Genomic DNA, 14,801 nt, shown 5'->3' with positions numbered 1-14,801 from the left:
AATGAATTTAGACTTAGTAAATACTCTTGAGATGATGAAAAAATATCTTAACATACCTAGTCCTGGTGGATACACATTAAATGCCATTATAGAGGCTAAAAAAGATTTTGAAGCTTTAGGATTAAGTGTACATTTCACTAAAAAGGGAGCTCTTATAGCTACTCTTCGTGGAGAAATTGACGATGAACAACTTACAATTTCTGCTCACATGGATACTTTAGGAGCTATGGTAAAGGAAATTCTACCTAATGGATATTTGAGATATCATAAAATAGGCGGAGGTGCTTGGGCATCTATAGAAGGCGAAAATTGTTATGTAATAAACAATAAAGGCGAAAAGATTCGTGGTTCTATAACATTTAAATATGCAGCAAGTCACATCTATGGACAAGAAAAAGCTAACTCTGAAAGAAATGAAAATACAATGCTTGTGCGACTTGATGAAAAAATATCTTCTAAAGAAGATGTTTTAAAGCTAGGAATTAATGTTGGAGATTTTGTTGTTATGGATCCTCGTTTTGAGGTAACTCCTTCTGGATTTATAAAATCAAGATATATAGATGATAAATCTGCTATAGCTATGGTTCTTGAGATTTGTAGATATTTCAAGGATAATAATATCATGCCAAAGTATACTACTAATTTTTATATAAGTAACTTCGAAGAAATGGGACATGGTCTATCATCTGCTATACCTGAAAAGACTAAAGAACTGGTTGCTATTGATATAGCTCCTGTTGGAGAAGCTCAAACTTCAAGCGAATACAGTGTTTCTATAGCTGCTAAGGATAGAAAGAGCGTTTATGACTTCTATCTTAGAAATAAACTTGTTCAGATAGCAGAGAACAGCGGAATTGATTATGCTGTAGATGTATTTAACAGTTATAGTTCTGATGCTACTCAAGCTATTTTATGGGGAGCTGATTTAAAGTTCGCATGTTTAGGGCCTGGAGTTAGTGCAACTCACCATTATGAAAGAACTCACATAACTGCTTTGGAAAATACTATAAAACTTCTTATAAAATATATGCTTGCAAAGTAGCTATAAATATTATTCACAAGGCGTAATGTGTTCTTAACATCGTTAATATATAATCTATATATACCCATAAGAAGCTGCTATTTTTACTTATTATCTCGCATTATGATGGGTAAATTTTTTATAGGAGAGATTTTATATGACAAAACAAGAAAAAAGCTGGATTATGTACGACTGGGCAAATTCTGCTTACTCATTAGCAATCACCACAGCAATACTTCCAGTATTCTTCAAGTCTGTTGCTGCAAGCAATTTATCACCAGCTACATCAACAGCATATTGGGGATATACAAATTCTCTTGCAACACTCATAATATCAGTTCTCGCTCCTATCCTAGGTGCTATAGCTGATTACAAAGGTTATAAGAAAAAATTCTTCTCAACATTTTTAATAATAGGTGTAATTTCTACAGCATTGTTATCATTTGTTGGTGAAGGAAATTGGATTTTCTGTAGCATAGTCTATACCTTAAGTGTTATAGGTTTTTCTGGTTCCAACATATTTTATGATTCCTTCCTAACAGACGTAACTACTGAGGAAAGAATGGATAAAATTTCTTCCTTAGGATTCGGATATGGGTATATAGGAAGCTGTATTCCTTTTATAATAAGCATGGTTTTAATCAGCAAACCAAGCCTTATTGGTTTAGATACCATAAGCGCTACAAGAGTTGCATTTATACTTACAGCTCTTTGGTGGTTTGTGTTCTCTATTCCAATGATGAAAAACGTTAATCAAGAATATTATATAGAACATGAACCAAATGCTATAAGAAACAGCTTTAAAAGATTATTCAAAACAGTTAAACACATTTCAAAATATAGAAGCACATTTTTATTCTTGGTATCTTATTTCTTTTATATAGATGGAGTAAACACCATAATTAAAATGGCTACCTCTTATGGTACAGATTTAGGTTTGAGTGCTTCGAAGCTTATGATAATCCTTTTGGTGCTTCAAATTGTAGCTTTCCCATTTGCAATAATTTACGGAAAGCTTGCTGAAAAATATTCTCCAAGAAAGATGATATTAGTAGGAATAGTAACCTATACATTTATATCAATATTTGGCTACTTTATGACTACAGAACTTCATTATTGGATTCTTGCATTTTTAGTAGGAAGTGCTCAAGGAGGTATTCAAGCTTTAAGCCGTTCTTACTTTGGTAAGCTTATTCCAAAAGAAAAATCATCAGAATTTTTTGGAATATACAATATAGTTGGCAAGTTCTCTGCAATATTTGGCCCACTTCTAATGGGATTAACAACTCAAATAACTGGTGACTCAAGAAAAGGTGTTCTAAGCCTTATAATACTATTCGTGATAGGACTTTTAATATTCTTAAAGGTTGATGAAGGCGAAAAGATTCAAGTTTAAAAAGATTATTATATGTATAAAAAAACTACGGTATAGCACTTTATGGTTGCTATACCGTTTTTTATTGATTTATAAATCAGAAGCTTACATGGAATTCTAAATAGAATTATTTTCAGCCCACCGGATCAAATATTCAATAAACTTTCTAACAATTGGCTTAGCATTATCTAAATCAATTCCTGAAATTCCAATTGTCCTAAATGCTGGTGGATCTAATTCAACAGTTGCAATCTTATGATTATCATTTTTAAGTACTAATTCATGAGCAATGCATATACCCAGTCCATTTTCCACCATAGATAACATGGCATAATCATCAGCTGTTTTAAATTTAATATCAGGATTTATACCTTTAGAAATCAAAATTCTTCTTGCATCCCTATCGGTGCTGTCGATCAAACTAACAACTGGCTCTTTTTCAAATTGAGCAATAGGTATGGTCTTACTCTTAGCATATGGATGTCCAATTGGTAACACTCCAAGAAGTCTGTCTTTGGCAATTTCAATACATTCACATTTAATATCTACAGGCATTGAAACAAACCCTATGTCAACTTCTCCACTTCTAATATAGTTTTCAACTTCAGAATAACAGCCATCATAAAGTTTAAATATAGTATCAGGATACATATTTTGAAATTCTTTCATAATGCAAGGCATCCAATGAACAGCAATACTTTTAAACATTGATATCCTAATAATATTTGGTCCATTATTTTTAATGTCCGAAACTGTGTCCATAAGATTTTTATTGGCATCAAGTACGTTTTTAATTGAATCATAAAGAATGATGCCTTCTTTAGTTAATTTTATTCCACCTTTATTTCTACTCATTAATTTAAATCCGAAATCTTTTTCTAAGCTATTTATTAATTGAGTAACACTAGATTGAGTATTGCCTAATTCCAATGCTGCTTTAGAAATAGATTGCTTTTCAACAGCTTTTATAAATGCTTCATATTTTTTTAGGTTCATTTTAACCCTTTCGCTCCTCTTTTATATTAGTTTTTCTAATATTATATATCTAATTATTATAATTTGTCAATAAATCTATGAATTTTTGTAAGATTTTCTTGACTTTTCTTTATATTAAGTGATAAAATCAAACATATTTTATATCACACAATTAATTATAATTTTTTCTTATACATAGGAGGATATATAGTATGAACAAATCAGAATTTTTAGCAATTATTTTATATCTTGGTCTAGTAATAGGCATTGGAATTTACTTTTTTATCAAGTCAAGCAAAAGCGGAGGTGAAAAAGAATATTTTTTAGGTGGAAGAAACATGAGCGGTCTTGTTGCAGCTCTAAGCGCTGGTGCAAGTGATATGAGTGCTTGGATTCTTATGGGGCTTCCTGGATCAATCTACCTTTATGGTGTTGGTCAAGTATGGATTTCTGTTGGGCTTTTATTAGGAACACTAGCTTCTTGGCTTTTTGTTGCACCAAGGCTTAGAATATTTTCTATACAAGCAAATGATTCTATTACAATCCCTCAATTTTTAACAAATCGATTTAAAACAAAAAATATTTCTTTACAAGTAATTTCTGCTATAGTTTTTATTATAGTTTACTGTATTTATGCTGCTTCAAGTATTTATGCCTGTGGTCAGATTTTCAATTTAGTTCTTGGAATAGAGTCTGGACTTGCAATGCTTGTAGCAACAATAATTATTGTTACATATACCTTTTTAGGAGGATTTAACGCAGTTTGTTGGACAGACTTTTTTCAAGGAATGTTGATGTTAGGTGCATTATTCTTAACACCTCTCATAGTTTTATTTATTATGAATTCATCTTCCTATGTTCCTCCTGAAGTTGTTTTCCCTGAAAATTACTATAATTTTTTATCAAGTGGCTCTTTTGATTGGAAAAGTATTTCTGATATTCTTACAGGCATTGGTTGGGGCCTTGGGTATTTTGGAATGCCTCATATTTTAATCAGATACATATCTATTAAATCAGAAAAGGAGATGAAAAAGTCTCAAAAAATAGGATGTTTGTGGACATGCTTAATTTTGATTCTTACATCAATTGTAGGAATAATGGGAAGGCATTTCTTCGGGGATTCTATAATAAACGATCCAAATCTTGTATTTATTAAAATAGTAAGAGTTATTTTCCCTGGATTCATTGCAGGAATATTTCTTTCCGCAATAATCGCTGCAGCTATGAGTTCAGCTGATTCACAGCTTCTTGCTTCTTCATCAGCTTTTGCATCTGATGTTTATAAACCACTAATTCGTAAAAATGCTTCAAATGAAGAAATGATGCGATCAGGAAGAATTATTGTTATTGTAATTTCAATTGTTGCATATTTTATTGCTAATAGCCCACAATGTTCAGGTATAATGGCTCTTGTTTCTTGTGCATGGGGTGGATTCGGATCTGCATTTGGACCTGTTATCATTCTTTCATTGTACTGGAAAAGATTCACTTACTCAGGAGCTATTGCAGGAATATCAGTAGGATTCTTAGTTGATGGCTTATGGTATGTGTTCCTTTCATCATATACAGGTATTTATGAAATTATTCCTGGATTCCTCTGTGGTCTTCTTGCAGCTGTAATAGTATCACTTATTAGTAAAAATCCTTCACAAGAAGTTTGTGATTTATTTGATTCTTCTCTTGAACTTATAGATTCTAAAGAGATCTTTTCTAAATAAAATTAAAGAGTGATTTCTAAAAATCACTCTTTTTTATATAATTAATCACTTTATGAAATCTTCGATTGTATTCCAATAAGTTTCTGGATTAACCTGTGAAGCTTTAGCATGCCCAGCTCCTTTTATTGTTAACTTTTCTTTTCTACAGCTTGCTGTATCATATAACTCATCCATCATAAAATATGGTACAAACTTGTCCTCATCTCCATGAATAAATAATATTGGAGTTGTAGATTTCTTCACCTGTTCTATTGCTGAAACATCCGATATATTAAATCCGGCTCTTATTTTCGCCATTACTGCTGCCGAATGTAAAAAAGGAAATGCTGGCAATCCAAATAAATCATCAAGTTGATATGCAAATTGATTCCAAGCAGACGTATATCCACAATCAGCTACTATAGACTTAATATTGTTAGGAAGTTCTTCTCCTGATACCATCATAACTGTTGCTGCTCCCATAGATATACCATGAAGAACTATTTCTGAATTAGAATTCTCTTTAATCAAAACTTTAGCCCATTCAATAATGTCCAATCTGTCATCCCATCCCATTCCTATATAATCACCTTCACTGATTCCATGTGATCTTAAATCTGGAATTAAAACATTATATCCCATATCATAATATCTTTTAGCATAGGAACTCATTCTCACACCTTCACTAGTATAGCCATGAACTACAATAGCCCACTTATCTGTTTTATTTTTATTTATGATTTTATAAGAATGAAGATTTAATCCATCAACAGATATTATATATTCATCACTATAATTTGATTTTTCTAATAGCCAATCTTTATCTTCTTGTTTAAGTTGTCCACTTGTAGCTTCCGCCTCTTCCTCTGTTCCAAATATCGCTTCTTTTGATGTATATGGATTTAAAGCAAGATTATAAAAGTAATTTCCCACAAAGCCAAGAGCAATAAAAACCATCATTATAAATGATATTATTGAAATCTTTAATATTTTTTTCTTTTTCATTTGTTTTCCTCCGTAAAATATGTGTACTGGACAAATGACATTTTATCATGAATATATTTTTAAAGCAATTACTTTGAGTATCAAACTAATTGCTTTAAAACTTTGTTTACTTCTATGGAAAATAATATTTATAATAGATAAAAAAACTAATACTACTTGTAGCATTATAGTAAGTTTTATGATAAATTAAAAATTGTTATTACTTATATAAAGTTTAAAGGGGGATTCTACAATGAGTTTAAGATATGACACAATACTATTTGATATAGACGATACGTTACTTGACTTTAAAAAAGCCGAAAAATCAGCACTAAAAAAGGTTTTTTTAGATCATAGCTATCCTTTCAACGATGATATCGAGAGGAGATATAACGAAATAAATAAAAGTTTGTGGCGAGATTTCGAAAAAGGAATAATTGAAAAAAACATAATAACTAAGACTAGATTTCAAAAACTTTTTGATGAAATTGGTATAACTGCAGACGGAGAAAATTTTAATACTCTTTATCTTGCAGCTTTAAGTGAAGGTCACGACTTGATGAATGGTGCTATAGAGATATGCGAAGCTTTAAGTAAATTTTGCAGGCTTTACTTTGTAACTAATGGTATTTCAAAGACTCAACATAAAAGAATAGATGCTTCAGGACTTAGACCTTACTTTCTAGATACATTTGTATCGGAGGATACTGGTTATCAAAAACCCATGAAGGAATACTTTGATTATGTATTTGATAGGATTCCTGATTTAAATCTTGAAAGAACTCTTATAGTAGGTGATTCCTTATCATCAGATATAAAAGGCGGCATCCAATCTGGTATAGACAACTGTTGGTATAATCCTAATTCATTAGAAAATACTTACGATGATATCAATCCTACATATGAAATTAAAGAATTAAACGAACTATTTAGTATAATCAAAGGTTAACACTTTTCTTGAAAGATAAATTCAAATCATATTCATAAAGATGTATTGTTGATATGTTATAATTTGAATAAAAGGAGGTACTTAAATGAATAATATAATCAATCAAATTAAATTAAAAAGCAAAGAAAATTTAATTACAATTTATAATAAGTACCAATTTACCTTCTTATACTATAATAATTATAGGGATTATAAATGATGAAATTCTTAGGTACTTATTCTTTTAAAACTATAATAAAACTATTTAATTTTTATATGTGAGGTTTTTTAATGAAAGATTTAATTAAGAATAGAAGCTTCTTGCTTGATATATCAATAATATTTTTAGGTACACTTATCGCTTCTCTGGGAATTAATTTATTTTTAAGTCACGCTCAGCTCTTAAGCGGAGGTGCTACAGGAATTGCTTTAATTATAGAATATATTTCAGGATTTCCTTCTGGAATTAGTTTGTTTTTTCTCAATATACCACTCTTCGTATTGAGCTATAAAAAATTAGACCGATACTTCACCCTATATTCAGCAATAGGTATGCTATCATTATCTGTTTCTCTTATGATAACAAAACCTTTATCATCTTTAATAAATATTAATGATATACTTTTATACTGCTTATATGGAGGCGCTTTATGCGGACTCGGATATGGTCTTATATTTTTAAGAAACGGCTCTGTTGGAGGTTCTGATATAATTGCTATGATTATCAGAAAAAAGAACTCTAATTTTAATATAGGCACCATAGGATTTGGTATAAATATCCTTATAGTTATCCTTGGGGCTATAATCTTTGGAATGCCTAGAGCACTTTATACTCTAATATCCATGTGCATTCAAAGTATAGTTCTTGACAAAGTCATAAAAGGATTTTCAACTAAAAAACTTATGCTCATATTAACTGACGAAGAAGATAAGATAATAGACTTTATTATGTCTGACCTGCATCTTAGTGTTACTTCTTTAAAGTCTACTGGTGAGTTCACCCATGAAAATAGGAAAATGCTTTACTGTGTTGTGACGTCTCGTCAAATGATAGCTTTAAAAAATGAAATACTAAAAAAAGACCCCAAGGCTTTCTTCAATATTCTTGATATAGCTGAGGTTAAAGGTGGCGGATTCAAAAACATTTAGATTTGGTGAAAAATTATGGTGTATTAGATTTTTATAAAAGCTTGGATTGATATTAGTCTAAATGGATTAATCCATTTAGACTAAATAATAATTTCCAAGCTTTTATATCTTTTTCTGACCTTTTGATTGTTCTGTTAAATATCTCTCTACTTCTTCTTCATTCAAAAGTTTAACTTTTGTATTTGGAAACTCTTCATACTTCTCTCTTATATAAATAGGCTTCATTAATTCACATATTTTATCCCTATTCTTACTAAGATATATTTTTAAATCATCTATGCTTACAAATATTTTGTATGATTTTCTCCCTTTTGAATTAACTAATTCATAAATTCCGCAAGGCTTTTTCATGGTAAAGTCCGCAGTTCTTAAATATACTTTCGCTATTTCTAAGGATTTAAAAGGAAAGTTCCATCGTTGCACCTTTCTCTTTTCGTCTTTATCAATACAAATACATCTGCCACAAGTTCCGCAAATATATTGTTTATGATTCTCTAAACACTCTTTTGGTTTTATTAGTGGAGTTGTACGATTTTCTTCACTATAGCATTCCTTACAAACACTCATATTAATGTTCCCTTCAAATTTCTATTTTTATAACCTAAGTAGTATAAATGTCCTAAACTTTTATTCTATAGCAATGGATGTACACATAGATAACGACTTCTTATCCTTCCCTACACCAACACATCAAATTTCTTAAGCTTGTCCATTGCATCTTCCGCTGTAGTAAATACTATTCCTTTCATGCCTACATTCTCTGCTCCATCTATGTTTAAAGCAGTATCATCCATGAATAGGCACTCCTCTGGCTTTAAATCATAACGCTCCATAAGTTTTTCATATATGTCTTTGTCAGGTTTCATAAGTTTCTCTGCAAAGGAGGCCACTCCCCCATCAAACAATCCGAAGAATTCATATTCTTTTATGATATAATCATAAGCAAGCTCTTGAAAGTTAGATAGATAATAAAGATTGTATCCCTTAGCCTTCAATTCTTTAAGAAGCTTTACACTATTTTCTATAGGCGTCAGCATATCGTACCAATTATCAAAAGCCAGTTCAACTAGGTCTTTAATTTCTGCATTTCGCTCACTTATAACTCTTATAGCCTCTTTCTCTGTTATAGTACCTTCATCTAACATTGGCCACTCAGGACTATCAAAAACAGCCTCTTTCACTGATTTAATATTTTCTTCTTCCATCTTAGTTCTCAAATATTCAACTGGTTTAAAATTCAAAAGTACATTTCCTATATCAAAAACTATATTTTTAATCATTATCTCCGCTCCTATCACATATGCAAGTCTAATTTACATAAAAATTACTATTTTCTATATATTATTATACATTACTATCCACCTTTCAACTATAATTAATATATATAATCCTAAATTCTAAATCAATAAAAGGGGGCTTTTTATGTATTTAAAGAAAGATGATTTAGTCTTAAGACAGGCTACTCCTAATGATGCTGAGCAGCTTTGTGCTTGGTGGGGAGATGGAAAAATCATGGCTCACGCTGGTTTTCCAAATGGACTTAATACTGACATAAATATATTGAGAAATAGGCTCAGCCAAAATAGAGAAAATTCTAAAACCCTCATTATTGAGATAAACTCCAATCCAGTTGGAGAAATGAGCTTTAGAATTGTAGACGGAACTTCCGAAATAGGAATAAAGATATGTGACTTTTCTTATCATGAAAAAGGATATGGAACAAAAGCTTTGAAAATGCTTATCTCTTATCTTTTTGATGAAATGAATGTTGACAAGATAGTATTAGATACAAACTTAACGAATACCCGTGCTCAACACGTCTATGAAAATCTCGGTTTTAAGAAAGTAGCTATAAAAATGAATGTGTGGACAAACCAGTTAGGGGAACTTCAATCTTCTGTAGATTATGAGCTAACCCCAAACTTAGTTAACTGCAGTAACTAGAATAAATTTAAAATTGATTCGATTAATCATAATATAAAAATTTAAGTAGATAGTGAAGATATATTATTCACTATCTACTTTCAAAATAAGTTAATTAAGATGTTTTTCTTGATATATTACATATCTATTTTTCTAAATATCTTCCTTGAAACAATTGAAATTGTAACAGATACTATCATAACACTAATCAATATTGCTCCCGCATTATTTGAAAATTTATCAAAAGCTACTCCATATATTGCTTGACCAATAGGCTGTGCGCTCATTGCAAGAGACATCATTAGTGCAATTACTTTTCCTACAAGCTCTGGTGGAGTTTCGATTTGTACAGTAGCTATCATTTGTACGCTAAAGATTGTTGCAAGCCCCATTATCATAAAACTTGTGGCAGTCATTACCACATAGCATACCATATTTGTCATATCAAGCAAAAAAGGGATAGCCATTACTCCAACGCATATACTGCAAAGAAATAATAAATAATAGGAGTTTGAGAGCTTTAATTTTTCGCTCAATACAGCTGTAAGTATTCCTCCACAAAGCCCCCCCATTGCAAGAACTCCTTGTGAAACTCCTAGTAATACATCGCTCATTTTAAGGATATCAACAATTAAAATAGGTATACCTACAATCAACATTGCTGTCAAAACAAGATTAAAAATTGCAATAAGCCCAATGATTTTAATAAGGATTGGCTTTTCATTCTTTATATAATTTGTGCTTTTATAGAAATCATTCTTTATAATAGAAATCATACCAATGCTGTTATTCCTTTGTTCGAATGGAATGTATATAAAAATCTCCATAATAGCAGATGCTAAAAAGCATACGATACTGATTATCAGAATTGGAATAATTCCAAATGCCCCAAATAGCATCCCTCCAATAATAGGCCCTAGAAGATTCGCTAAAGCACCAATTTGATTTATAATTGCTCCAGCAGATAATATATTTTCTTCCGAAACTAAAGCTGGAATACTAGCCTGAACTGTTGGTTGATATGTTCCGCTAATTCCATAAAGAAGCATTAAAACTACAATAAATAAAGGAACTATATGAAGTCTACCAATGGCAACAAATAGCACTAATATGATAATTGCAGTTAAAAAGTCAAGAGCAACCATAATATTTCGCTTGTTCACTCTATCTGCTAAAATTCCTCCTAAAAATGATAGAACAATCATTGGCAGAAAAGAACATGCTGTTACAATTCCAAAAATTGCTCCAGAACCTGTTTCCCTCAACAGATAAAGCGGAAGAGCAAAACGTAAAATTGAATTACCAAAAAGCGAAATAATCTGCCCAGCTACAACAAGTGTAAAGTCCTTACTAAATAAATTCGTATTTTTCATAAAATCCCCCTTAATATACCGACTGTCGGTATGTATGTTGTAAAAAATAATCTGCCCATTTAAGAGCAGTTATTTTTTATTTATAATAACGCTTGCAGTATAGTACATATTGGTTCGTAATTTCTTCATCTAAAATATCAATACCTATACCCTTTAGAATTACTTGTAAAAATTCTACCTTTCTTCTCATTTCATCAGGTGTTGTCCTTGCAATAATAGGATTAATCCATATATTTATTAAAGTAATAATGACCTCAGCGAGTTCTTTTGGGTAATCGGTTTTGATAGATCCATCACTTATTCCCTGCCTTATAATAGGCTCAATGTATACTGGCGCAACCAACTCATATATTTCTGAAATTTGATTCATTAAAAATTTAGGATCATTCATAATTTTAGTAATCATTGCCATGACTGCTTCGTTATTTGGATTTACATAAGCTGACTTTATCATTATTTTTAGCTTTTCATAGCCATTTTTACTTTTATCATCTCGAATTTTATTGTAATAAATAGAGTTTTCATCCCCAATTTTTTTGCAGACAGCTTGAAAAATCTCTTCTTTAGACTTGAAATGATGATAAATTGCACCTTTTGAAAGCCCACCTAAATTATTGATAATATCTTGAATTGAAGTACTTTCATAGCCTTTTTCTATAAAAAGCTTTAAAGCTTCATCTAAAATTAATTTTACTGTTTCTTCAGGATGTTTATTACGTGCCATTATTAAATCACCTCCATACATACCGTTGGTATTTATAATATCATCGATATATTATTTAGTCAAGCCATTCTTGAAATATTTGGTTTTATAAAATTTTGCTTAATACCCCTCTCCCTTAATTTCATAGACAGGTTTATGACAAATAAAAAGCCACAGGAAGCTAAAACATCCTGTGGCAAATCTTAAAAGTCACCGTTATGAAACATATTCTAAATTTTATTTTCTTTTGAATATCTTATTTTCAGCCATTACATTGATGCTACCTCTTGAACTTCTTCCTCTTTTACTTTTTTAAATGTTATCCAGCCTCTCTTTGACAAAAATTTAATATAAGTTGTTAACCTATATATGGCATTTTCCATAGAGTCATTATACTTTTCCTGCATTACTTTTACTATGTCATATATGCTGTTTTCACCATTTATCATTAGCCAAGCATCAGAGCAAGGTTCATCAAAAGTCATATCACAATTTGGCTTCTTTTTTACTAGCCATCCTGCAAATCTCTTTATTGGATCGTTCACCTTAAAGTACAGTACAACTCTACCTTCATCATTCAACTTCCAATCATCGTGTTTGATTTCAGGCACATATAGTAAAAAATTATACTTAGAACTTTTATTCTTTTCTGAGTTATTCTTATTATTTTTCATTAAGCTTTAGCTCCCTTTGATTTTTTGACTGCAACTTTATAAATCCAACCTCCTAGCAAGATGAACATTACGAATGTTAATATATCACTTTGTGTTATTGCTGGAGCTATATTGGCTCCAAAGCCTATATTTATATTTAATGTTACAAATAGGGCTATTATTATACCTATTATGGCATCACCAGCAACAAGTCCTGATGCGAGAAGTGTGCCCTTTTCAATGCCTGCATCACGTGCTTTTTCATCACTCTTAAATTTCTTTTCTACTAGAACTCTTATTAAACCACCACATAATATTGCTGCATTTAATGTAATTGATAGATAAATACCAAGAGCAACTGGCAGTATTGGAATCTTTGCAAGTTCACAGAATATAGCTATAAATACTCCAACCAAAACTAAAGTCCATGGAAGTTTTGCTGTCATTATTCCTTCAACTATCATCTTCATTAGGTTAGCTTGAGGTGCTTGAACAGCTTCACTACCTATTCCATAAGCATTGCTTAGCATGTTTACAACAAATGCTGAACATATTGAAGCAACTACTATTGCTATAACCATTCCATATTGAACCTTCTTTGGAGTACCACCTATTATGAATGTTGTCTTTAAGCTTTGAGCAACTCCGCCTGCTACACAAATAGCAACGCAGACAACTCCACCTATTAGTAATGCTTTCTTTATACCTTCATCTCCAACTGAACCTGTAGCCTTTAATATAGTTGTTACAAATAGCAAAGTAGCTATTGTCATACCTGAGGCTGGATTATTTGAAGCTCCTATTATACCAACTATTCTTGCTGATACAACTGAGAAGAAAAAGCTAAATATAACAGCTAATAATCCTCCTATAAATCCACCCTTCATTATTGGAGAAAGCCATGTAAGACCAAATGCAAATGCTGATGCACCTACAACCCAAACAAGAGGAGCTTCCATATTAATTCTATCTTGCTTTTCCCTTCCTACAGCCTTCATTCCACCCATAGCTTGTTTAAAGCTTCTTATTATTGTAGGAAGTGATTTTGCAAGGGAAATAAATCCGCCTGTTGCAACGGCTCCTGCGCCGATATACTTAATATAGCTTGACCATATTTGTTGAGCTGTCATTTCAGAGATAAGTTTAGTAGATGGGAATATAGCTGTTGGAAGTCCTGCCCCTAATAATTTTATTAAAGGAATAAGTACAAACCATGCAACTACAGAACCTGCAAACATAAGGACTGAAGTTCTAGTTCCTACTATAAATCCAACACCTAATAATGATGCTAATGAGTCAACTCCTATCATAGTCCCTTGATAAGATTTAATTATATACGTAGCTTGTTCTTTCCATAATTGGAATCCACCTGAACACAATTTGTATCCAGCACCCATACCAAGACCCGCAAGAACTGTCTTAAAACTTGAACCGCCTTCACTACCTGTTACAAGGACTTCGGCTGCTGCCATAGCTTCTGGGTAAACCAAATTGCCATGTTCTTCAACTATTAAATATCTTCTTAGAGGTGTCACGAAGAATATCCCTATAACTCCACCGATTAAAGATACAACTACTACTGTAGTTATACTTAATCCAAATCCACATAGTATTAATGCTGGTAATACGAAAATAATACCTGCTGCTATGGATTCTCCCATTGCAGCTAGAGAAGCAACCATATTAGCTTCTAATATATTGTTTCTCCTGAACATTCCCTTTAATACTCCAGTTGCTATTATGGCACCTGGGATTCCTGCTGAAATAGTTAATCCAACTTTTAATCCTAAGTAAGTGTTTGCTGCTGCGAAGAAACATGCAAGGATAACACCTAAAACTATAGAGTAGCCTGTAGTTTCTGGCATTATCGTAGAGGTTGGAACAAAAGGTACATAATCGTCCCCTTTACATCCGCCATACGCAGTTCTGGAAAGTTTGTTTTCTGCTTTCACGCCTGTTTTTTGACTCATATATATTTCCCCTTTATTAAAATTTAAGCCTATTGTAATTTTATTTGTAT

General features: G+C 31.5%; 14 protein-coding genes. 6 read left to right on the top strand and 8 right to left on the bottom strand.

Going from position 1 to position 14,801, the window contains the following annotated elements; genetic code table 11:
* Position 1 precedes the first annotated feature (1 nt).
* The gene (locus KQH81_RS01720) at positions 2 to 1,042 is read left to right on the top strand and encodes a M42 family metallopeptidase (RefSeq protein ID WP_027638814.1); all 1,041 of its coding nucleotides are present in this window, start codon (positions 2 to 4) and stop codon (positions 1,040 to 1,042) included.
* Positions 1,043 to 1,178: 136 nt separating this feature from the next.
* Entirely contained in the window at positions 1,179 to 2,417 is a 1,239-nt protein-coding gene (locus KQH81_RS01715) for an MFS transporter (protein WP_027638815.1), read from the top strand.
* A 96-nt stretch (positions 2,418 to 2,513) separates the two neighbouring features.
* Here the strand turns inward: KQH81_RS01715 and KQH81_RS01710 are convergent, their stop codons facing one another.
* On the bottom strand, positions 2,514 to 3,392 hold the full coding sequence (locus KQH81_RS01710) for a LysR family transcriptional regulator (protein ID WP_230028763.1): 879 nt from the start codon (positions 3,390 to 3,392) through the stop codon (positions 2,514 to 2,516).
* 191 nt (positions 3,393 to 3,583) lie between these two features.
* Between KQH81_RS01710 and KQH81_RS01705 the strand changes: the two genes are divergently transcribed.
* Entirely contained in the window at positions 3,584 to 5,089 is a 1,506-nt protein-coding gene (locus KQH81_RS01705; RefSeq protein ID WP_027638817.1) for a sodium/proline symporter, read from the top strand.
* A gap of 45 nt (positions 5,090 to 5,134) precedes the next feature.
* Here the strand turns inward: KQH81_RS01705 and KQH81_RS01700 are convergent, their stop codons facing one another.
* On the bottom strand, positions 5,135 to 6,073 hold the full coding sequence (locus KQH81_RS01700) for an alpha/beta hydrolase (RefSeq protein WP_027638818.1): 939 nt from the start codon (positions 6,071 to 6,073) through the stop codon (positions 5,135 to 5,137).
* 232 nt (positions 6,074 to 6,305) lie between these two features.
* Here KQH81_RS01700 and KQH81_RS01695 point away from each other — a divergent pair, with 232 nt between their 5' ends.
* Together KQH81_RS01695 and KQH81_RS01690 are read left to right on the top strand one after the other, a co-directional pair.
* A complete protein-coding gene (locus tag KQH81_RS01695) occupies positions 6,306 to 7,001 on the top strand; it encodes a YjjG family noncanonical pyrimidine nucleotidase (RefSeq protein ID WP_074846200.1) in 696 nt (231 codons plus the stop codon).
* Positions 7,002 to 7,271: 270 nt separating this feature from the next.
* Positions 7,272 to 8,129 carry a YitT family protein gene (locus tag KQH81_RS01690; protein WP_027638820.1) on the top strand — a complete coding sequence of 286 codons (858 nt, stop codon included), beginning with the start codon at positions 7,272 to 7,274 and terminating at the stop codon, positions 8,127 to 8,129.
* A gap of 102 nt (positions 8,130 to 8,231) precedes the next feature.
* On the opposite strand, the gene KQH81_RS01685 is transcribed toward KQH81_RS01690, so the two are convergent.
* Together KQH81_RS01685 and KQH81_RS01680 are read right to left on the bottom strand one after the other, a co-directional pair.
* On the bottom strand, positions 8,232 to 8,696 hold the full coding sequence (locus KQH81_RS01685) for a hypothetical protein (protein ID WP_035770745.1): 465 nt from the start codon (positions 8,694 to 8,696) through the stop codon (positions 8,232 to 8,234).
* A gap of 110 nt (positions 8,697 to 8,806) precedes the next feature.
* Complete coding sequence (locus KQH81_RS01680; RefSeq protein ID WP_027638822.1) at positions 8,807 to 9,409, bottom strand: HAD family hydrolase; 603 nt, start codon at positions 9,407 to 9,409, stop codon at positions 8,807 to 8,809.
* 142 nt (positions 9,410 to 9,551) lie between these two features.
* Between KQH81_RS01680 and KQH81_RS01675 the strand changes: the two genes are divergently transcribed.
* Entirely contained in the window at positions 9,552 to 10,073 is a 522-nt protein-coding gene (locus tag KQH81_RS01675) for a GNAT family N-acetyltransferase (RefSeq protein WP_027638823.1), read from the top strand.
* A gap of 116 nt (positions 10,074 to 10,189) precedes the next feature.
* Here KQH81_RS01675 and KQH81_RS01670 read toward each other — a convergent pair whose 3' ends face one another.
* The 4 genes from KQH81_RS01670 to KQH81_RS01655 form a co-directional block, all read right to left on the bottom strand.
* On the bottom strand, positions 10,190 to 11,425 hold the full coding sequence (locus KQH81_RS01670) for an MFS transporter (RefSeq protein WP_027638824.1): 1,236 nt from the start codon (positions 11,423 to 11,425) through the stop codon (positions 10,190 to 10,192).
* Positions 11,426 to 11,501: 76 nt separating this feature from the next.
* Positions 11,502 to 12,149: a TetR/AcrR family transcriptional regulator gene (locus KQH81_RS01665; protein WP_027638825.1), complete on the bottom strand. Its 648-nt coding sequence runs from the start codon at positions 12,147 to 12,149 to the stop codon at positions 11,502 to 11,504.
* Positions 12,150 to 12,397: 248 nt separating this feature from the next.
* Positions 12,398 to 12,802 carry a PqqD family peptide modification chaperone gene (locus KQH81_RS01660; RefSeq protein WP_027638826.1) on the bottom strand — a complete coding sequence of 135 codons (405 nt, stop codon included), beginning with the start codon at positions 12,800 to 12,802 and terminating at the stop codon, positions 12,398 to 12,400.
* Positions 12,802 to 14,751 (bottom strand): OPT family oligopeptide transporter, encoded by a 1,950-nt coding sequence (locus KQH81_RS01655; protein WP_027638827.1) that lies wholly within the window; start codon positions 14,749 to 14,751, stop codon positions 12,802 to 12,804. The genes KQH81_RS01660 and KQH81_RS01655 overlap by 1 nt, the downstream gene beginning before the upstream one ends.
* Positions 14,752 to 14,801: the final 50 nt, after the last annotated feature.

It is taken from the genome of Clostridium cadaveris, assembly GCF_020911725.1.
GTDB classification, from domain to species: domain Bacteria; phylum Bacillota; class Clostridia; order Clostridiales; family Clostridiaceae; genus Clostridium_X; species Clostridium_X cadaveris.
Note: the sequence above shows the minus strand (reverse complement) of the source record. Positions and strands in the feature narration are given on the sequence as shown.